We start from the raw sequence: 21,406 nt of genomic DNA on the forward strand, positions 1-21,406 counted from the left end.
TGCAGCGTGGGTCTGATGCCTAATTTGCATTGCTTAGACAGTTATTTTGCATTTATAATAAAAGGAAGGAAATTATTTGTCCGGTAGGGGATTGTTTTTTGACCTTTGCCTTGCGATTGGCCAAAAGGTGCCTTTTACTCTCTGAGTCAAGGTAACTCACATTTTTAATGAACCTAGTCCCAAGTGTTTATCAAAAATAAAGGAGTCCTTACAATGGAAATTCAAAAGAATTACAGTTTCGATGAATTTATACGAGAGATGACAGAGGCAGTGGAGCGAGCAAAGACTGATGAGGAGAAGGTGACCTTGGCTGAACCACTATTGGGAAAACTAGTTCAGTCTGCTTCCTGGCTCCCTCCAGAAAAACAAACACCTAATGACAAAGGATATGCTAGACATTCGTTGTACCACGACCCCCACGATCGCTTTGAGGTGATTGCATTAGTATGGCAGCCCGGTCAACGTACACCGTTACACGATCATGATGGTACTTGGGGAGTAGAAGGCGTGTTGTGCGGTCAGATCAAGGCGACAAACTATTTACAGGTGGGGCGCATTTCCGTCGATACCGTGAAACTTCGCTATACCGATACAGTCATCATCAATGAACAGGCTACTGGTCAACTCTTACCACCTGCCGATTGCCATATTTTAGAGGTGGAAGGTCTTCAAACTGCGATTACCGTCCACGTTTACGGAAAGAAATTACAGAAATTTCTTATATTTGATAAATCACCTGATGAAGAGGTATACGTAACACGTGAACATCACGTGAATTACATGTAGTGCAGTGCCTACTCCTCGCAAACACTCTTATTCTAAAAAATTGCTACAAAAAAGATGGTTGCCTTCCCGCTCTTGTTGCAGTGGAGACAACCATCTTTTTTCTGTGTTTATATTTGGATACTTTTTTTTCATACCATTAGTCTACCACCGAGAAATCAATTCTTTACCAAATAATAACTCTAGGATATTTTTATATCGGGAGTAATCAGGTCTTGTTCCTCTAGTTCTCTATTTTTCTTAGCCCATTTAAAGAAAATATATGCAATTACGACGCCATAAGAAAACTCTTGGACAACTTTCATAATAATGCCACCCGTTCGTTGATCTTCTATCGGAGGCAAAATCTCTATAATGGTTGGTGCTTCTAGTAAAGATGGGTATAGTATCCCTGGTGCAAATATGATCAGCGCACATGCAGGTGTAATGAGTATCCCATTGGCAAACATATAAGCCATTCTTTTTAGCTCCGATAGTTTACTTAATTCTTCCACTGGAGGAACCACCTGTATCCACATTAAGAAGGCAGAAGTCGTGACAACTACATGTATCACTTCTAGTAGGACTGTATTTACAAGTAAATATTCGTAAATAACAGGAATATGGTAAAACGACCATAGAACGTTGAAAAGAAATAGTGTAATTAAAGGTGAGGTTAACACTTTATCAAAAAATTTATACGTCAATAGTTTGTGAGCAATCTTTTTCACTCTATCTCCTGGAATTCCCAATAATATAAGAGGTGGCATCACAATATACATCAATGACTGTTGCAACATGTGTGCGCTGAGAATCAAGTTATCTGCTAGAATAGCAACGGGACCAGCTAAAGAGACATAAATGGTGAGAAGTCCTAAACCAAAGTAAAGCTTATATTTCCAAGTTCGTTTACCGTCTACTATTTTAGGGCCCTTATTGACCCATCTCCAATAATAAAAATACCCGGCAATTAGCAAGAGTAATAAAAGTGGATTTAACACCTCTAAGATAGAGTATTGTTCAAAAAAACCTTTCGTAACATCATAAGTGACCTCTTTCTGATTTGCAGATGCACTAAGAGGACGGAATATAAAGATTAGGGGAAAAATTGAGACAAAATACTTAGTCATTATGACAGCACCTCGATCCTAGTAAACTCTACATTTTGTATGATTGGATGAGTAAAATAGACACTACTATTTATAGTATCAGCTTTTCTCGTAATGGCGTCAACAAACCGCCTACGTCTGTCACATAATATCCATACATTTACGGAAGTTTACAGGTTAACACATTGTTTTCATTATGAAACGAGCGATTTTCATTACACTCATCCGTAGGTCAGTCCCCTACCGCTTTAAAGCAGTGGGGGTCTGACACCTTTTCTACAAACTTTCAATAAACAATCGAACTACGTCAGCACCGCCAATAAATGTACCTAGTGAGCTGCCTAGATTCGAAAAAACGACGACAAGCAGGATACGTGTTACTTTATTACTCCAAAATCCCTTCACGCTTTGAACATCCTCGGACAAACTTTCAAAGTCCGCTACATTCGGTCGACGGAAATAGGCTTGTACGAATCCTGCAAACCAGCCCGCCGCCGTGATCGGGTCTAAAGACGTGATGGGCGCTGCAATAAAGGCAGTCAGTATGGCGAGCGGATGTCCTAACGCAATGGCTGTCCCAATGGCGGACAAAGATCCATTCCATAGCACCCAACTGAGCGTTTGTTCGAGACCAGCTGACGGATTTGTATAAAAGGTATAGGCAATAATCGATAAAATTAGGATCGGGATCGTCCAAGCGATGATTTTAGGTGCCTTTGATTTAGGTGGCACCTGGGATAACCGCTCTACATCATGCTCCTTTTCAATTTCTTTTGTAATGCCAGGGACGTGGGCAGCTCCTAGGACAGCCACAATCTTCTTACCCGGCGCCTCCCTAATTTTCTGTGATAGGTACTGATCTCGTTCATCAATTAATGGGGTCTTCAATTTCGGAAAATGGACTGTGAAATCATGAAGAACAGTGTCCAGCATATCTTGAGACTTCATTTTTTCCAGTTCCTCTTCTGAAATGCTTTCCTTATCAAAAATACTGAAGATAAGCTGTACGAGAAGCTTTGCTTTTCCCCACAATCCAACATTTTGCCAAATCCTGGAAAAGGTAATTTGAATATTTCGATCCGCTAAAACTAGATCAGCGCCTATTTCTTTGGCTGACTCAATCCCTTGAATCATTTCTTGTCCAGGCTGAATCCCAAATTGTTTTGCCATGCGCTTTTGAAAGGAGGATATGGCTAGGTTGATTAAAAGCAGCGTAGCTTTCTTCTCTTTAATCACTTTAAAGATATCCATATCCCTCCATGCATTTCCCTCTGTAATGGATTGATACCTTTGTTCATCTAATTCTATACAAACAGAGTCTGGTCTTTCGGCTTCAATGACTTCCTTTACTTGCTCGGCACTTTGTTTCGAAACGTGAGCGGTACCGATCAGTATGAATTCCTTACCATCTAAATGCATTCTAGTGACGTTTTCATTCGTTTTCAGACGTAAACTTCCTTCCGTTTATAAATTTGGCGTACGAATAAAATAATTTCTATCATTATACAACGAAATGGATTGATCTTCACTTCTCTTCCTCAAGATGTTCGATAAAATTCCACATCATTTCTGAAATCTGCCTCACTTCATGCTCATCATCCGATCGTTAAAACGCTTGTGCCAGCGATAAAAGTACACTTTCTAGCAAAAATAGGCGTGACTTGTCAGTGTGAGCTTCACACAGTACAAACTGAACATGCATCGAGCAAAAGTAGCACCTGAAGAGGCAGTATAAACGGACGAAAGTCCTCCATCGCATCTGGGTGGCTGTCACCCTCATGCATTCCCCCTTTTTCGTACATACTAAATAGGTACGCATTTAGGGGGGGGCTTTGCATGGATTTCATTCAAATTGCTTTAGAGCTTATCGTTGGATATGTCGCCCTTTTTTTCCTAGCAAAATTACTCGGGAAAACGCAGATTACACAGATTACGGCATTTGATTTTATATCCGCACTTGTGATAGGCGAGCTAGTAGGAAATGCGATCTATGACGAAGAAGCAGGAGTAGCAAAGGTTCTTTTTGCTGTATTTTTTTGGGGGGCACTGACCTATATCACGGAAGTAGCTACACAAAAATTTAAACGCGCGCGCAATTTACTAGAAGGTCAGCCTTCGATTGTTATCCAACATGGAAAAATCCAATATGATCAGTTAAAGAAAAACCACCTCGATATTAATATGCTTCAACATTTGCTCAGAAAAAAGGACGTATTTTCCATCCGAGAATGTGAATACGCGATTCTTGAAACAGATGGTACCGTCAGCGTCATAAAGAGGGACCCTTTTGCCACCGTAACAAAACAGGATCTGTCACTAGAATCCTCGAGGCAAACACTTCCCTTTACGTTAATCATGGATGGTGAAGTCATCTGGGATAACTTGAAGTCCATCTCGAAAAATAAAGAGTGGTTACTCGATCAGTTAAAGCAGCAGTCTATCCCTTCGGCAAAGGGTGTTCTCTATTGTGAGTGGCAAAAAGGAAAAGCTTTACACATCCAAACGTATGACAGTGACAGCTCCCCGCCAGTTTAAAGTTAAAGTGGTGGGGAACTGGTCACGTTAAGGATGAGAAACGATCAGTTCAATATTTCCATCCATTTCAAAGTCCCCGACTCCATTCGGCAAAATAAAGTGATCTCCTTTGTAGACTGGGAAGCCTCCTTCTTGTGTGCGGATGTGTCCAGATCCTTTTATAACGCTTGCGATTAGAAACGGCTTGTCTACTGTGAAGCTTGCTGGTGCTGTGATAGCCCATTTATAGACAGAGAAATAGCGCGCCTCCACGAACGTCGTGATTGTTGCACCTCGTCTCGATTGCGTGGCAGGTCTCACCGCAACATCCACATGAGGAACTGTCGTCACATCAATAGACTTTTCAAGATGTAACGCTCGCTTGTTCCCGTTTTGATCGACACGATCGTAGTCATATACACGGTAGGTTGTGTCCGAGCTTTGTTGAGTTTCGAGAATGAGCACCCCAGAGCAAAGAGCATGGATTGTGCCACTTGGGACATAGAAGAAGTCACCGGACTTTACTTTGACTCTTCTTAGAAGGTCACTCCACTCCCCTTTTTTAACCATCTCTACAAATTGTTCTTTCGTATGCGCATTATGACCAAAGATGATTTCCGCATCCTCTTCACAGTCAATGACATACCAACATTCCGTCTTGCCAAGTTCACCATTTTCATGAGCGTTTGCATACTCATCGTTCGGGTGGACTTGTACAGATAAGTCGTTATTTGCATCTAATATTTTTGTTAATAACGGAAAAACATCGCCTTCCAAATTCCCAAAAAGTTCACGATGCGCACTCCATAGTGCACCAAGTGTTTTACCTTGGTACGGGCCGTTTTTCACAACACTTTGCCCATTTGGATGTGCGGAAACTGCCCAGCACTCCCCTGTTAACTCTGAATCTATATCGTATCCAAATTCGGTTCTTAACTTTGTGCCTCCCCAGATTCGTTCTTGAAAAACGGGAGATAAGAAGATCGGTTGTTTCATTACAAAACGTCCTTTCATGAGGTCAGTCTCCTATTAAAGTAACACATTAAGTAGTGGGGGACTAACACCCCAATCTTTTCATTATTTTTCACAACCGCAATCAATCGAAACAATTGCTGAGCTATCACTCTCAGATTACCAAACGTATTCGTAAGGTCAACCACACCTCCCTACAAAACATTCATGAGCTGGGCACTCAACCAGGCATGGAAACTGGTCACAAAGTAGTCGAGTTGTGATCAAGGCGGTGTGAGTGGAGCCTCATGTATGGGAGGGTTACCTATGCGTAGTTCTGCTCGATTAGGCAACTGAAACACGGTTAGGAATTGGCGTAACTCCGCCCCTTTTCCACTGAAAAGAAAAAGACACCTTATACGAGTGCCCTTTTCTTTATTCTAGAACAAAATTGATTTTACTTGATTTTTTTTCACATTTGTTTGCATTTGGTTGTTGTCGATTGCAAGACCTCCAACAGCCTTCTCGTTCAAATTTATCACATTCGCTTGACCAATTCTGCGGTTGAACTCGAAAGAAGCTGACGTTTCCTCGCTAGTCGGATTATAGAAGCGTAGTACAAACCGATCCTCATTTTCCGCCTTCTTCAGCGTACTCAACACAACGTTCGGGTCTACCTCTTTGAAGAAGCTATATTCTAGAGGTGTGTTCACATTTGCTTTATTCAGCCTCATCGCATCGTGTGGAGTTTTGTTGTACGTTTCCACGGGGGTGAGGAATTCTTTTGCAATACGAGCAACATTGGCCTCTGCTGGATGCGTCGCGATCGCAAATTGTAACGTTAAGCTACCGATCATTTGCGAGTCTGGCGTCGGCAATTTGATACCCGATGGACGACCCGGTCTACGAAGCATCTCCTCTTTTCCTAGAAACCCGATGCTTCTAAACAACGTAATCGCAATCGTATCAAAATTTTCACCGACGATTTCATACTCTCTCGTGCTGTTTGTGAGGACACTGACACCGTAGTCTTCATTTGTTAAACCCACATAGCTTAGCATCGGATAGATCGGATCTGGACGCTCGTCCCAATCCTCTTGCTCCCACACCTTGATTGCCGAATCAATCACCTCCCGTTTAATAGAACCAAACTGATTATCCGAAATCGAGAAAGCAGAGGCAATGTTCGTCGGAATGAGCGCTCTGAGACGGTGATCCTTCGCAAAGTTGTTCACTTCAAATTTCACTTCGATGACCGGCTTGTGGTTCGGAACCATGGCCACAATATGAACGTCAACAGCACTCTCTACGACCTGTTCTTTTCGTTTTTGCAAATTCGCAGGAACGTCTAGTCGGTACTGAATATCGATGGTTGCCCCGTACTGATTTTGGGTAATCTCTACATTAGCTCTCACGTCATCACTGTAAATCAGCTCTTCATTCGGCAGTGGAGAGAAGTCATACTCATCTCCGTCGTCGCCACCATTTTCCAGCAACAGCACATTTTCAAAGCTTTGTTTAATTTGTTTATCAAAGATGTTCAGCGTGCCGTTCGAATTCACGGTGATGTCGTAAAAATCCGTCTCGATCTTATTAGAGGATGAAAGGCTAAGTTCGCGACGTCCTGTCGCAACGCCTTTCTGACCCACATCGTGTGGGCCCCCACTCTCCACGACAAAATACGTTTTGTATCCCATCGCCGGAATCGCATCTTTCAGCTGAATCGTATACTTCACAAACGGATCATAGTTCCCGTAATGCACAATTTGACGGTCGATGAGACCTGGGTCGGTAATCTCGCTATCAAGCACCTCAAACTCTACTTGCACACCATTCTTATCTACTAGCTTGAACGCCTCCAGCTTCGTCATCACATTCGTCGTCACGACTTCCGTTCGCTCATAAGGAAGCAGGTTAAACGCGGTTAATCGATCATGCGTCAGCTCCGTATCCATCGAGTCAACAATTTTCCGCTTATAGAAATTGATCAGCTGATCGACTTTCTCCTCAGCAAGGAAGAAGCGATTGCAAATTTCCCGGTGCACCTTATCTGAGCAGCAGCACCCGATACTATCATGAGCGTGATTCTTCATTATTTCCTTCCAAATCAGCTCGATTAACCCATGGTGATACTCAAAACCTAAGCTATATGCAAGAGAAGCAAGTGGCTCCAGCACATTTGTAATTTTGTTCTCGATTCGTGTATTAGCCGCTTTAATATCCATACGCGTCGAATAAATGCTGCGGTGCACACGCATGTATTTGCCATCTAAAAACTCACCTTGCAACGTTGGCAGGTCATTCTCTTTCTCAAGCTCGGCAAACACATTCTCATACTTACTCAAGAAGAACTCGCGCTCCGGATATAGCTTGCGAAGCTTATCCATCACTTCAAAGATGTTCTTCTGAATCGGCATCTGATCGTGCCCATTCGGTAAAATGATATTGTCAGTCGTCGCCCCACGGTCTAGCACGCTAAAATATTTATCCGTGCGCTTCTGCAGAGCTTCCTCATCCTCAGGTAAATACTTGCCGATCGCATAGCCGAGTGGAAATAGCTGAACAAGTACTTTCGAACCGTCATCCGTTTCCCAGTAAAACTCAGTTTTGTTCGTCCCATGACGTTCCGAAGTGCCACGCCAAAAGATCGAATACGTAATATCAAAACCGTTTAAAATCATCGGCATTTGCGAAGATTGACCGAATGAATCCGGTAAATAACCTATTTTCATGTAGTCACCAAATTGCTCGCTATCCTGAATTCCGTAAAGCAAATTGCGAACAATCGACTCGCCTCCGACGACCATCTCATCAGTTTGCGTATACCAAGGACCGATAATCAACCGACCCTCTTGAACGAGTTTCTTTACTCTCTCTTTGTTTTCTGGTTTCACAGCGAAATAGTCTTCTAATATGGAGGTTTGCCCATCCAACACATAGTAAGGGTAATCAGGATTCGTTTCTAACATCTCCATGATTTCTTCCATATTGTTCACTAATAGAATTCTTGATTCCTCCGTTGAAAAATACCATTCTCTGTCCCAATGCATATGGGGAACGATATGAACGTTTTTCATTAATATCCTCCCGTAAAGCTAGTTTTGTCGATTCTTAGGCTGCTTTTCGTAATGAATCCTTTTGAAGCTTACTCTTTCTTGTTGCGATCAATAAAACCATAGAAATCAATGCTCCAATTAAGGCGGCTCCTAACCAAACACTTGCTGCAAGTAATAGCGGCTGTCCTTCTAGTAACGCTAAGGAGAAGATGCCAGCCCCCGGAACATTTAGACCGATATCAAAGTAGGCCACGATCGCGCCTGTGACAGCAGATCCCGCGATCAAAGATGGAATTACACGAAGGGGGTCATTAATCATAAACGGAATCGCCCCTTCTGTGATCCCGGCTAATCCGAGTAACCACGTTTGCTTCCCAACTTCTTGTTCTTGCTTTGTGAAATACTTCTTCCCGATAATCGTGGCACCTGTTACCGAGAATGCGGAGACCATTTTGACGGATGCAAAAGCTGCGTAAGGAACGATATTCCCGCTCGCCATCGCCCCAATACTGAACGTGTAAGCCGCTTTGTTCACTGGACCACCAAGGTCAAATGATACCATGGCGCCCAAAATCGCCCCTAAAATGATTGCATTCGTTCCAGACATCCCATCTAACCATTGAATTAACCCTTCGTTTAGGGCAGCTAACGGCTCCCCAACAATAAATAACATGATCGAACCTACAACAAGGGTTCCGACTACCGGATATAACCAAAAGCTAACAAACCCAGCAAAGGTTCCTGTTGGCTTGACCTTTTTCTTTAAATATTTCAAGAAATAACCCGCTAATAAGCCTCCGAGCATCCCGCCAAGGAAACCGCTTCCAATTAAGTTCGCCGCAACCCCGGCCGCAAAACCTGGTCCTAGCGCTGGCTTATCAGCGATAGAGTACGCCATGTAAGCTGCTAAGATTGGGATCATGAGCGTACCTAACAACGATCCACCGAGCTGTCTCAGTAACCATAGCCATGAACCTTCCGTGTTATAAACTTCTTGCAGTCCAAAGGCTTGCGACAAGAAGACGGCGGCCGCTAACGTCATCCCACCCGCAACAATGACGGGGATGATGTACGAGATCCCTGTTAATACAGAGTCCTTGATTTCGGTTTTCACTGATTTTTTCTCATCGTCATCGGACGTATCATCTGTATCTACGTACGCTGACTTAGAAGTCTTCTCTGCCTTTTGTAACGCTTGTTCCAATAGACTTTTCGCGTTTCTGAGTGGGGCAGCAACCGATGCTTTCACCTTCGGAAGGTGCCCGAAACGATCTTCATCCTTCACAGCTACATCAACCGCAAAGACAACTGCATCTGCCTTTTTCAAAAGTACCTTTGAATGGCGATCTTCAACCCCGTTAGCCCCTTGCTTCTCAACGAACACATCCACACCCAGCTCTTTACCCGCCTTGACGAGTGCCTCTGCAGCCATGTAAGTGTGCGCGATACCTGCTGGACAAGCTGTGACGGCCAAAATGGTTTTATTGAGTTTTTTGGCACTTTCCGTTTCCACTGCTTGATAATCTGCATCTAAATGCTCATATAGCTCGGTACTTGTTTTGGCTTGCAACAAACCATTTTTGTATCGTTCATTAGATAATCTTGTGACAAACTCTGATAGTAAAGAGAGATGAGTCGAGCCCTCTTCCTCTTTTGGAATCGCTAACAAAATCACTAACTCGACTTGATTGTTCGGGTCAATGCTTTCCCACGTATCAATCGGCTTGGACAGCGTCGCCACCGCAAAGGCAGCTTCTTTGACAGCTTCAGATTTCCCGTGTGGAATCGCAAGCCCCCCCTCGAAACCAGTGGGTGACATCGTTTCTCTATCTAGCACCGCTTGGTAAAAGTCCTCTTCTGAACGTAGTTTTCCTTCTTCGCCTAGCTTCTTCACGAGGAACCGAATCGTTTCCTCTTTGGAAGAAAAGGATTGATTCGTATGAAGTAGGGCTGGTGATGTGAGATTTTTCAACAACATGGTGGAACCCCCTTTGTTTGTTAAGGTTGAAAGGCTAATTTCGCAACGTCGTGTCGCAACGCCTTTCTGACACACGTCCTGTGTGCCCTGATCGTAGCAAAAAAAAATAAGAAGCTCGGATTCTTCTTATTTTTACACAGCTATTCGTTTGTAAAGCGCTTTCATGTGTATTTATACACAAGATCTTACAACGACTCCCAGTAATGCTCAGACAACGCGCGCAACACAAGCATGGCAGGGGTTTTGTCGGTAATGTTATGACCGTTTAACACCTTCCTTGGAGAATAACAATACAAGTTCACGTCCGCCAGCTGCTGCAACGAATTCCGGTCAAAATGAGTGAGCGAAATGATTCGAACACCCCGCTCCTGCGCCAACGTGGCCATCTCCAACACTTGCGTCGTTTCGCCTGATAAGCTGATCACAAAGAACAGATCATTGCTCTCTAGCTGGTTGATCTCTAGCACGACATCGTGACGATGGACGGAAAAAGACGACGCCTTCCCTACAGCCTTCAAGCTCTTCACCATGTTCTCACACAAAGGTACCGTATCCCCCACTGCAAAAAAGAGCACCCGATGCGCTTCCTGAATCATCTTCGTGACCATAGACAGCTTGTCCCGATCAACCAAGCTCATCGTTTTATGGATGGCAATAGAAAGACTATCTTCAACATCCTCCTGCTTGGCATCAATCTCTTCCTTCAGGCTGTTTTTCAATTGCGAGAACCCATCATACCCTAACTTTTTGGACAACCGCGTCACAGTGTTTGGAACCGTATACATTTGAGCCGCTAAATACTGTATAGAATGCGTAATAACATCCTTTTTGTGTGTACTAACATAGTCAATAATTTGGTCGTCTGTATCATTTAATTTATACTCATATTTTTGAACACGTTCCTCAAATAACATCATATGTGTAGACCCCTTACCCCTTTATATCTCCCTCTGCCCATTATAGAGAAAAGAGCATGTCATTGTACAACCTCTTCTAGTCGATTTGACTATTCAAAATGAGCAGACATATTCAGCAAAACCTGCAACGAGCGCTTACCTATTTTGACATGACGCAGATCTAAAATGAACAAAAGGGCGAAATTGGCGAAATGTTTGCCATCGTCTCGAAGTAGCTTATCTTGCACATTGGTTTGAATGAGGCCATCTTACTAACGGCACTAGTATCACGTCTAGAAAGTAGCACGCAGGACGTTCAGCAAGCTTGAACAGCTCGGATTTGTGCGTAGTGAAAATTTGAATAAGTGGAAGGCGGATAATACGAAGTGTTTTACGGTAGATTTTGAGAAAATTGGAGGAGGAATTTAGTAAGATAGCAGATCTAAAGTATCGGCGTATTCATGGCTTTATTAGGCTGGGTCAGCACTTTACCGTTAGCCATTCTATGCGTAGCCTGTAGCGGATTCTGTATCATTCTGTTTAACGTCAATAACACAACCATGTACCAACAGAGAGTAAAAAAGTACTCCCCATTCACAGTTTCCCACCTCATACTTCAACATACGATAAATAGACAAAGAGGCTCTTGAATGGATGACATTCAAAGAACCTCTTTTTGAGTCATAGAGTCCAGGATGGTGTAATTAGGCGTTAACATTCCCCAAAACACCATTCGTCGCCGTAATCGCGATAATAACACAGCCCCACATATGCTTGTACGCAGTGACAATATCGTCGCAAGTAAAGCGAATTCGTGTCGGAGAAAGTCGTTCAACAGTCGGCAGCGTCGTCGTCATCTGTGCTTGCTGAGGACCTTTGAACTCGATCTCAAAGGTAATAGGGCCTTTCAACTCTAAAGGAGAGAACTGACCAATCTTCCTCACTGCAGCTTCAGCCTGCTCCTTAATCATTTCCTGTACTTTTTTAGGATGAATCAATTCAGCAGAGAATCGATCGATTGCCCGTTTCACCACAACCGACTCGACATCAGGCAAAGTTTCCTTCACTTCTCGTACATAAGCATCATCCCCGCTAACAAAAATTGCCGGAACCCCGAAGCCACCTGCCACAAATGCGTTCATTTCTGTCTCACCGACTACTTGTCCATTAATCTTCATTTCTTTCACACAAATCCCTGCAAGCGTATGACTGATGACAGCCGTGTCCGATCCACCCTCGCGCCCATGGTGACCGACAAACATGATCGCATCATACGTTTCATCGAGTCCTTCGAGCTGACACATCACTCGGTTGCTACCAGAAACAAGGCGAGCACGAGAGTCTAACTCTTCTATGAAAATGTTAGACATGTTGCCGTGTCCGTCTGCTACTGTGACTGCCTCGGCTCCTCCCCGGAACGCGCCCTCGATGGCGGCATTCACCTCTGCTGTCATTAGTTTGCGGAACCGTTGATACTCGCTTGGCGTTTTTAGTTGTTGGTTTGTTGCTACACCTGAAATTCCTTCGATGTCTGCTGAGATAAAGATTTTCATTTGGCTACATCCCCTTTGGTTAACAATTTGAATACAACTCAACGATTAATAAGTTATAGATAGATTTGTAAAAATCCGGCTATATAGCTGAACTTGTTCTTACCATAAGAGTAACATAGAACCGGTAACTGTTTGTATGAAAATTCAATCATTTGTTAACACAATCTTATCTACACACTCTCTCGAACCAAACATCTTGCTCTCTACCTACTTCCTCGGTGAACAAGCGAACGCTCTCATTCTATAGGTTGCGTGATACCCTTCCTCAAAAAACTTCAGGTGCTCTTTTTCATTCTAATTACTAGTTTTATTTTAGAGGCTGAACTTAAAGAATTTAATCCAACTATTGATATCAGCATCAGATAACCGTTTCACTCAGTCACCTTACAAAAAATAATTTGTGTACACAACAGCATAAATATATCGAATGCTACTGTTGCTAAAGGACACATAATAGACCTTCTTAAAAGAGTTCACTTTTTCCCAATTTTTTAAAATGTGGGGTGTCCGTTTTGATTACTCAAGCCTATATAAAGGGTGAAAGCACTTGATCAAAAGGAGGAAAAGACACATGAAAACAACCATGCAAAACAACACAAAGGAACCCCTATCGTTCTCACGTGAGCTCGCAACTAAGGTTGGGGTGAAAGGCGCATTGATCGTGACAGTGATCGCAAACCAGCTGAGAGACGAGTCCGAAATCCACAAAGGAGAGCTTTGGGTACGGAGTACATACGAGGAATTGTTGGAACGACTCCCTTTTATGTCTGTACCAACCATTCGGAGAACCATTAAGAAGCTAGAGGAACTAGACTATATACGGAGTGCAAAACTAGGAAAGCACCCTATGGACACGGCCAAATACTACACACTCAATTTTCCCAAAGTGGCTGACCAAATTCCTCAAGGTTTCTTGTATTATGTTTGAGAACGAAAAAAGTCATAGGTTCATTTAGCTCTGTATGAAGTATGATCTACTAAATATAAAGGCTGGTTTGCGATCCTTAACTCGGGTTGCACGAACTGGTCTTTATTTATTTGCGTACAAGTAAAATGCAACGACTTTAGAGTGAGATTGGATAACGCATAAGTTACTCTTCATAGAATTCATATTCCTCTGGTAAGTACTTCTTAAAAATAGACAAAAACTCTTCATGAGAACCCGCTTCTCTGTGAAGTACAAGTTTCCCATTTTTCCACTCTTGAATCACAATGATGTCACTAACGCTTCATAGGAAAATTTAGCCTGTGGAAACTTTTTTGCCAAGACTTCAATGACCTTCGGAACAGGACTATAGGCAGTTTCAAATGCAATACCAATACCACCCCTACCGTTGCTTTCAACTAATACCTCACGAACATCCCACTTCGTCCCCCAAACAGAATACGTTTTGGAAATGGACTTATTTTCGTCTCCTATTGGGATAATGCTTTTGAAGGAAAAGGGGCTTGTTTCAGATTTCACAAACGCTAAAATTTCAGTTTTTCTGCTGAATCAGTGATGAGCAAATGATTCTCACAGCAATTTGGCATGCTGTTCATCCTTTCTGATTAGTTCATTTGTGGAGGATTAATTGAAAAAGGGACTAAACATTACGAGCCCTTTAATTTCTTCATTTCTCACAAGATATTCTTATTAGCTTTTGGCACTAAATAAGAAGGCATATCATGCTCTAACTCCCAAACAAAGCTCATCGGTTTATCGCCTGAATGCTTGATGTAATTCGCTGTTCCGAGGAAAACAAATGGTGAAGTAATACTGCCCCTTTCTGTTTTATATTCCCTCACAAACAGTGCGATTTTATTTCCCGTTTGCCGATGGTGAATATACCGCTGTGCAGTTGGGCTTCCTTCTCCGACGCGACTTTGTGTTTGCCAGTGGAACAATTTTTCATTAATCGCGTAATCTTCGTACAAAGTAGACGGTGAGAAGTCCTTTTCCGATTTGTTTAATGTAATGAAAAACACATCAAGTTCCTTATCACGAAAATACTTTACTCCTTCTCTAAAGGCAGGACTCGCTGCTTCGTTAAAATAATCTAAACCAGCCATCACTTGATTCGTAGAATATTGACTGTGCACCTGTAATGGACAAGGGAAAGAGAAACTAGGTGCAATCTCAAGCGTTTCAAGAGACTCGTAAAGCATCTGTAAAATCTCTTTAATCTCCTCTCTAAAAGCAGGATGATCCAATACCTTTTCAATCCCATCTCTTACCGATAAAAATCCTTCTTTCTCTGGGTGAGCCTGATAAAAGGAGTAATAAAACATATTGAGCATTAACTTTTCCTCTTGTGTTTCCGCCCGGCCATGTTGCACAAACGATAGTAAAAACTCTAATAGCTTCTTTGAGTTAAGATGAAACAAATTTGATAGTCGACTGGTGAGCCACTTTTCCTGGTCGTACTGAAAGTCTTCAGCTACACCGGCTTCAACTTTCATTCGACTAAAGCTCCGGTTTCTATTTCCACCATACATGCCGTAAAGGGACAAGTGAAAATGATCCAGAAAGTTACGAAGTGTGAGTTCCTTCCCTGTGTCTTGCTCAAAATGCCTCATTTTCGTGATCAAGTTACTTTTTGTGTTTGCGCTTGATTTGATATTTCGGAGTATATACTCTTTCGCCTGCTTCTCCAGCTGAATAAAGCAACCTTTTGGCAAATTAAAGAATCCATTCTCTACATAATGTTGGACGGAGTGTTTCGATCTACCGATTAGCGCACGAAACTTCTCTTCGAATGAGTAATTCATGTGTGCTTGTCCGACAAAATCCAAAACCGTTAAACAATCTTTATCTTCTGCTAAACGAAGACCACGCCCAAGTTGCTGAAGAAACACAGTTAAGCTCTCAGTGGGACGGAGAAAAAGCACGGTATTTACTTCTGGAATGTCGATTCCCTCGTTATATAAATCAACGACAAAAATAAACTTGATTTCGCCATTTACTAGTTGCTGTTGAACATTTACACGGGTCTCTTTGTCTGTTCTCCCATGCAAAGCTATCGAGGGAATTTCCGCCCGATTAAAATAATCGGCCATGTATTGAGCATGAGCAATGGAGACACAGAACCCTAGACCTTTCACTTCTCGGATATCAGTGACATACTTTTGGACGCTCTGGACAATTTGAGCGCTTCGAAGATCGTTGGATGTGTACACATTCTCCAGTTCCCTCGTGTCATAGCCTCCTCTTGACCATTTCAAATGGAAGAGATCGACTGTATCACTAACACAAAAGTATTGGAATGGGCTTAACAGCTTTTGGTTCACTGCTTCAGTCAATCGCATCTCCGCAGCAATTCGATCATCAAAATACTCAAGAACACTTCTACCATCCATCCGCTCTGGAGTCGCAGTCAATCCAAGCAAAATTTTAGGTTGATAATGAGAAAGAAGCCTTTGATAGGATTCCGCTGCCGCATGATGGAATTCATCGACAATGATGTAGTCGTAGAATTCACTAGTGGTTTGCTCATATAATTTTTTACTATTAAAGCTTTGGATACTAACAAACAAATGATCCAGAGAATCAGGCTGGTGTTGTCCGACAAGCATATCTCCGAAGTTCGGATCTTTCAAAATGGCCCTAAACGTATCCAGACTTTGCTTTAGAATTTCCTCACGGTGAGCGACAAACAACAACTTTGCTCTACCCGCATTACGCTTACGAAAGCGCTTATAATCAAATGCTGATATAACTGTCTTTCCAACCCCGGTAGCAGCCACAATAAGATTTCTATAGCGTTGGTGAACCTCTCTCTCAACTTGTAGTTTCTCTAGAATCTCTTTCTGATAAAAATAGGGCTGGATATCGAATATGTATGGTGTTGAACTCTCCGCTACTTCCCACTTACTTTTCTCCAATGCGTAGCGAAGATAGTGCTGGTCTTGCTCATTTTTACCATTGAACTCTTTGAACTCGCGATCATTCCAATAGCTTTCGAATGTCGCTTTACATTTCCTCATTACATCATACGAATCCTTTTCAGTTACCTTCACATTCCATTCTAGTCCAGAAGTCAATGCAGGGTTCGATAAATTAGATGAACCAATGTAAGACGTACTAAACCCAGTGTCTCTTTTAAACAAGTAGGCTTTTGCATGTAGCCTTGTACGTTCAACGTCATAAGAGATTTTTATTTCAGTGTTAGGTAACTGGCTCAATTCCTGAATGGCTTTATAATCGGTCGCTTCCATATAGGAAGTAGTAATAACACGAAGCTGTCCTCCGTTTTCAGTAAACGTTCGTAACTCCTCTATAATGACCCGAAGACCACTCCACTTAATAAAAGACACGAGCATGTCGATGGAGTTGGATGATAAAATTTCTTTCTTCAACTCTCCTAACATATTAGGCTCATGAGAAGACCCTGTGAAAAGGGAGCTCTCGGCTATCGGTGTTACAGGGCGAACTACTTCTTCTCTTCTGATACTACGAACGGAATTTATCCGAGAGTAGATATGAGTCAGCACTTCACCTTCTTCGGCTATTTTCAGCGATTCGAACTCAGCTCGGTCTAATCGTTGACTCAAGATCGAAATAATATCATTACAAGTCGCGATCTGATGTAGAAGAGGGTCCTTCTTATAGCGCTCATCATCACGAACAAACTGGAGCGCCTTTCTGGTGACCAAGCTGATATAAGAAGACAATACCTTTCGCGCTTCTTCCACATCAAGTGGATCCTTTCCGATTTCAAGATCTATATCAGCATTTGCTAACTCTCTTTTTAATTTCTGATTAATGATTTCCTCATAGATTCCTTGCTTAAGCATTGAATCACCTCGATTGTTCTTGTTTTTAACCTTACCATGAATTTCATATGAAGGGAAAAGAGGACTTTGAACCAAGTCCTTTCGAAAGTGAAACTATCCTCTTGAATTCATTTCTTGCAATTTCTCCACCGTAGGAATATCCGCAGGCGCCCAATCTAAAGAAGCTAACTCTTCAGCTAATAACCACTTCATTGATTTGTGTTCTTTTAAGATGGGCTCACCTTCAATGATTACACAGATAAAAGTAGTTAAATGTACAACCCCGAAATCATACTCATGAACGGTATGAGCTACTTGGTCTCCAACAATAACTTGGCAACTCATCTCTTCAAGAATTTCACGCGTCAATGCGTCTTGCGGAGACTCCCCTTTTTCTATTTTTCCACCCGGAAACTCCCACTTCAAGGGCAAAGACATAGTTGAACTTCTTTGAGCGCAAAAGATCTTACCGTATTGTATAATCGCCGCTCCTACAACATGTATCTCTGTTTTCATGGAATCACCCTTTATTGGAATATCTATAAATGATCTTAACATCTCATATCCATACTGTGTACCTAGGTGTATAATCCCTGCACGGCAATGCTTATAGTGTCTGGCTCAGGCACCGAATTTGATGTAAATGCAGCTGGATTGTGATAGAGTAAGTGTTAATGTTTAAGTTGGAGGTCTCTAATGTTGAATGAAGTAACCAATGGCTTACATAGCCTCTCTGCAATTGTATTTTTACTTATTTTATTTTTCCCATTCTTTATCCGTAGACATTTAGTTAGGAGTCCGGAAAAGCTGGCTTATTCTTTGAAACGATGGAAACAACTTTTTCTTATAGCACACATTTTTCTTATTATTTCTTTACTGACAGGAATTGAAATGGCTTACCGAGCTGACTCCTCCTTTCAGTGGGTCACCTCTCTTTGGTTCATTAGTGTACTCATTGTATTTCTACTGTTGGGTGCTTTACTTGGAATAGTGATGAAATATACGCGCATAGCAATCACTTCATCGGGTAGTGGTGACAGCCACAATACGGTTCACATTAAGTTACAAAAATTCAGCTGGCTCCTCTCTTCATCTATTTTAGTCATTTTAGTTCTAATGTTCATTTCTCCATTTGGACACTAATCCGGTACTGCCCCAGCCCCGTAGGAGTGCGTTAACATGGCGGGGCTTTTTTTATAAAAACTAAACGTATGCACTTTGCAGCTAGTTGAAGAAGCAATCCAACACATACTAGAGAGATGTTATGTCCTTTTCTATATTTCTTAGATTAGGTGTGCGTACATGGAAGCTCTGTAGTAGACGCCTGCATTGTACTTGACCCTGTGCTCCACACACTCCCCGCTCCGCAACGCCCTCTAACTCTTTAACCGGCACTTACCACACCTTGCCTCCCACAAGCTTTACCCCCCGCGGAATCGTCATATTATGCAACCACTGATGCAGTATCGTCGGATGGTCTTGTTCATTTTGATCAGGAACGCTCATCCAGGTAAATAGTAGACTGCGGCCTTGTTGGTCGAGTGTCGTTTGAGGTGCGTTGAAGTCGAAGCCTCGGTCTAGTTCTTTGAATTGGCCGTGTTCGTTTGTGCCTGTTTTCGGGTCAAAGGTGCCGATTACGTAGCCTGCTTGGTATACGTTTTGATATTTCATTCCTTCTGGTAAAAACACTTCAACTTATCAATAAGCCCCTCGAATATGCGCATGAACTTCTTCATTGTAAAAGTCTTTCAATTTTTGTAATTTATCTTTACTAAAATCTTTCACTTTCAATGCCTTCAGGTTGTCCTCCACCTGTTTCACATTTCTGAAACCCGGTATTACACTTGTTACTTCCTCTTGTTGCAGGATCCACTTAATCGCAGCTCTTGTTCTGTTTCCTCGTTCATTTTCGATCCACTTTAAATTATTGCTCAGTTCCACACCTTTTTGAAAGTCTAAACCGCCGAATGTTTCTCCGACGTTGAACGCTTCTCCTTCCTTTTGTGGCTTTAGCCAGTAGTTCTTCGCTGTGCCCATCTCCATACACATCCGCCGTATCAAAGAAGTTTACTCCTGCATCCATTGCATAATCTAATGCTTTCAGCGCTTCCTGATCATCTAGCTTTCCCCATGCGCCGCCGATTGCCCAAGTACCGAAGCTTAGTTCACTTATATTTAGATCCGTGTTTCCCAGTTGATTGTATTTCAATATTTTCATCCCCTTATGTAAATATTTAAAGAAGGAGCACCCGCAAAAAAAGGCAACCTCAAGAAGCGTTTCAATTCTTCTGTACACTTCTGAGATAGCCTTTTACGATAATCGTTTATTTTCGATATTTAGTTAGTTTTTCATTTAGTTCCTTAGTTTGCACGTAGACCTCTTGGTATAGACTAAATAATTCCTTGTATTTCTCTACATTAAAGGCATTCGGCACAAACTCTTTATCTACTTGTAAAAATTCATCCGCACATTCTTTCAGGGAATCAAACCATCCACAACCATAGGCCGCAAGCATGGCAGCTCCCATGCCAGGTCCTTGCTCACTCGATAGCTTCACAATCCTCGCGTCGAAAATATCAGCCTGCATTTGCAGCCATTCTTGATTCTTCGTACCGCCTCCGGTAGAGACAATGGTATCAATATGCTTGCCATTTTCACGGAAAATAGCGATTGATTCATTCAGCGAAAAAGTGATCCCTTCCATGATAGCTCTGACAAAATCTTTTCGTTCATGCGAGCTGTCCATACCGATAAAGCTAGCACGAATCGCTGCATCTGCATGGGGTGTCCGTTCACCTACAACATAAGGTGTAAACAGTAATCCATTGGACCCAACAGGCACCGTTCCCACTTCACTCACTAATTCCTCAAAACTTTCCGCTTTAGCAAAAACATCCCTAAACCAGCTCAAGTTGTATCCTGCTGCCAGGGTAACCCCCATTGTGTAATAGGCATGCGGTGCACCGTGATTAAAGTAATGGACCTTCCCCCTGAAATCCTTATCATTACTCGATTCATAGGAAAGAACGACACCAGATGTTCCGATACTACAGAGAGTTTTTCCATCTTCGAGAATTCCAGAACCGATTGCTCCGCAGGCATTATCTGCTCCCCCAGCAAAAACACGTGTTGATATTGCCAGACCTGTCAATTCAGCAATTTCAGAAGTGATTCTTCCCACTTCCTCATGGGAATCTACTAATGTTGGACATAGATTCTCGTCAATTCCTAGCAGATCACAGATTTCTTTACTCCATACTTTTTCACTGTTATCTAGTAATAACGTTCCAGCTGCATCCGAGTATTCCATATGCAATTCACCCGTAAGCTGATAACGCAAATAATCTTTGGGTAATACAAATGTCTTTGCCTTCTCATAGATGTCTGGTTCATGCTTCTTAACCCAAAGTAATTTAGGTAAAGTAAAGCCCTCCAATGCAGGGTTCTTCGTAATGGCCAGTAGACGTTCTTCGCCAACAACATCATAAATATGCTTGCACTCGGCGGTTGTTCTTGTGTCATTCCAAAGAATCGCATTACGCAACACATCTCGATTTTCATCAAGCAGGACTAGCCCATGCATTTGTCCGGAAAAACTGATTCCTTCGATATCTTCTGGAATTCCATTAAACCCTCTGATCAGATCAGACAGTCCTGCAACTGTTTGATCCACCCATGATTTTGGGTCCTGTTCACTATACCCTGTTTTCTTCTGGATGAGAGGATACTCTTTCGAGACCTCCTGAACGACATCTCCATTTTGATTCACAAGCAGAATTTTTACCGCACTTGTTCCCAAATCAACACCAATTACGTACTTCATAGCAACAC

At 42.3% G+C, this 21,406-nt stretch carries 16 protein-coding genes and 1 pseudogene; 4 read left to right on the top strand and 13 right to left on the bottom strand.

Annotation, left to right across the window (positions count from 1 at the left end; translation table 11 throughout):
- Positions 1-213: 213 nt before the first annotated feature.
- On the top strand, positions 214-786 hold the full coding sequence (locus tag HHK01_RS14930; protein ID WP_170008510.1) for a cysteine dioxygenase family protein: 573 nt from the start codon (positions 214-216) through the stop codon (positions 784-786).
- 179 nt (positions 787-965) lie between these two features.
- On the opposite strand, the gene HHK01_RS14935 is transcribed toward HHK01_RS14930, so the two are convergent.
- Complete coding sequence (locus HHK01_RS14935; RefSeq protein ID WP_228027601.1) at positions 966-1,763, bottom strand: cytochrome c oxidase assembly protein; 798 nt, start codon at positions 1,761-1,763, stop codon at positions 966-968.
- Between the two features lie 384 nt (positions 1,764-2,147).
- The gene (locus HHK01_RS14940) at positions 2,148-3,290 is read right to left on the bottom strand and encodes a TraB/GumN family protein (protein WP_170008512.1); all 1,143 of its coding nucleotides are present in this window, start codon (positions 3,288-3,290) and stop codon (positions 2,148-2,150) included.
- Between the two features lie 417 nt (positions 3,291-3,707).
- Here HHK01_RS14940 and HHK01_RS14945 point away from each other — a divergent pair, with 417 nt between their 5' ends.
- Positions 3,708-4,406 (top strand): DUF421 domain-containing protein, encoded by a 699-nt coding sequence (locus tag HHK01_RS14945; RefSeq protein WP_170008513.1) that lies wholly within the window; start codon positions 3,708-3,710, stop codon positions 4,404-4,406.
- A gap of 27 nt (positions 4,407-4,433) precedes the next feature.
- On the opposite strand, the gene manA is transcribed toward HHK01_RS14945, so the two are convergent.
- The 5 genes from manA to HHK01_RS14970 all read right to left on the bottom strand — a co-directional run bounded on the left by manA (position 4,434) and on the right by HHK01_RS14970 (position 12,819).
- Positions 4,434-5,381 (bottom strand): mannose-6-phosphate isomerase, class I, encoded by a 948-nt coding sequence (gene manA / locus HHK01_RS14950; protein WP_170008837.1) that lies wholly within the window; start codon positions 5,379-5,381, stop codon positions 4,434-4,436.
- Positions 5,382-5,776: 395 nt separating this feature from the next.
- Positions 5,777-8,413 (bottom strand): mannosylglycerate hydrolase, encoded by a 2,637-nt coding sequence (mngB, locus tag HHK01_RS14955; RefSeq protein WP_170008514.1) that lies wholly within the window; start codon positions 8,411-8,413, stop codon positions 5,777-5,779.
- A gap of 34 nt (positions 8,414-8,447) precedes the next feature.
- A complete protein-coding gene (gene mngA, locus HHK01_RS14960; protein ID WP_170008515.1) occupies positions 8,448-10,370 on the bottom strand; it encodes a PTS 2-O-a-mannosyl-D-glycerate transporter subunit IIABC in 1,923 nt (640 codons plus the stop codon).
- A 185-nt stretch (positions 10,371-10,555) separates the two neighbouring features.
- On the bottom strand, positions 10,556-11,287 hold the full coding sequence (locus tag HHK01_RS14965; protein ID WP_170008516.1) for a MurR/RpiR family transcriptional regulator: 732 nt from the start codon (positions 11,285-11,287) through the stop codon (positions 10,556-10,558).
- 683 nt (positions 11,288-11,970) lie between these two features.
- Positions 11,971-12,819, bottom strand: a complete 849-nt coding sequence (locus tag HHK01_RS14970; RefSeq protein WP_170008517.1) for a M55 family metallopeptidase — start codon at positions 12,817-12,819, stop codon at positions 11,971-11,973.
- A 571-nt stretch (positions 12,820-13,390) separates the two neighbouring features.
- Between HHK01_RS14970 and HHK01_RS14975 the strand changes: the two genes are divergently transcribed.
- Positions 13,391-13,747 carry a helix-turn-helix domain-containing protein gene (locus tag HHK01_RS14975; RefSeq protein ID WP_170008518.1) on the top strand — a complete coding sequence of 119 codons (357 nt, stop codon included), beginning with the start codon at positions 13,391-13,393 and terminating at the stop codon, positions 13,745-13,747.
- Between the two features lie 279 nt (positions 13,748-14,026).
- Here the strand turns inward: HHK01_RS14975 and HHK01_RS15695 are convergent, their stop codons facing one another.
- From HHK01_RS15695 to HHK01_RS14985, 3 genes are all read right to left on the bottom strand, one after another.
- On the bottom strand, positions 14,027-14,284 hold the full coding sequence (locus tag HHK01_RS15695; RefSeq protein ID WP_228027602.1) for a hypothetical protein: 258 nt from the start codon (positions 14,282-14,284) through the stop codon (positions 14,027-14,029).
- 155 nt (positions 14,285-14,439) lie between these two features.
- Positions 14,440-17,595 (bottom strand): DEAD/DEAH box helicase, encoded by a 3,156-nt coding sequence (locus tag HHK01_RS14980; RefSeq protein ID WP_170008519.1) that lies wholly within the window; start codon positions 17,593-17,595, stop codon positions 14,440-14,442.
- Between the two features lie 93 nt (positions 17,596-17,688).
- Entirely contained in the window at positions 17,689-18,090 is a 402-nt protein-coding gene (locus HHK01_RS14985) for a (deoxy)nucleoside triphosphate pyrophosphohydrolase (protein WP_170008520.1), read from the bottom strand.
- A 180-nt stretch (positions 18,091-18,270) separates the two neighbouring features.
- Here HHK01_RS14985 and HHK01_RS14990 point away from each other — a divergent pair, with 180 nt between their 5' ends.
- Positions 18,271-18,717 (top strand): hypothetical protein, encoded by a 447-nt coding sequence (locus HHK01_RS14990; RefSeq protein ID WP_170008521.1) that lies wholly within the window; start codon positions 18,271-18,273, stop codon positions 18,715-18,717.
- Positions 18,718-18,969: 252 nt separating this feature from the next.
- Here HHK01_RS14990 and HHK01_RS14995 read toward each other — a convergent pair whose 3' ends face one another.
- The 3 genes and pseudogenes from HHK01_RS14995 to xylB all read right to left on the bottom strand — a co-directional run bounded on the left by HHK01_RS14995 (position 18,970) and on the right by xylB (position 21,398).
- Positions 18,970-19,245, bottom strand: coding sequence for a glycoside hydrolase family protein (locus tag HHK01_RS14995; RefSeq protein ID WP_170008522.1), 276 nt, complete (start codon positions 19,243-19,245; stop codon positions 18,970-18,972).
- 27 nt (positions 19,246-19,272) lie between these two features.
- Positions 19,273-19,783 (bottom strand): annotated as a pseudogene (locus HHK01_RS15000) (aldo/keto reductase).
- Positions 19,784-19,898: 115 nt separating this feature from the next.
- Positions 19,899-21,398, bottom strand: a complete 1,500-nt coding sequence (xylB, locus tag HHK01_RS15005; RefSeq protein ID WP_170008523.1) for a xylulokinase — start codon at positions 21,396-21,398, stop codon at positions 19,899-19,901.
- Positions 21,399-21,406: the final 8 nt, after the last annotated feature.

It is taken from the genome of Bacillus fonticola (assembly GCF_012955605.1).
GTDB lineage: Bacteria > Bacillota > Bacilli > Bacillales > JC228 > Bacillus_CG > Bacillus_CG fonticola.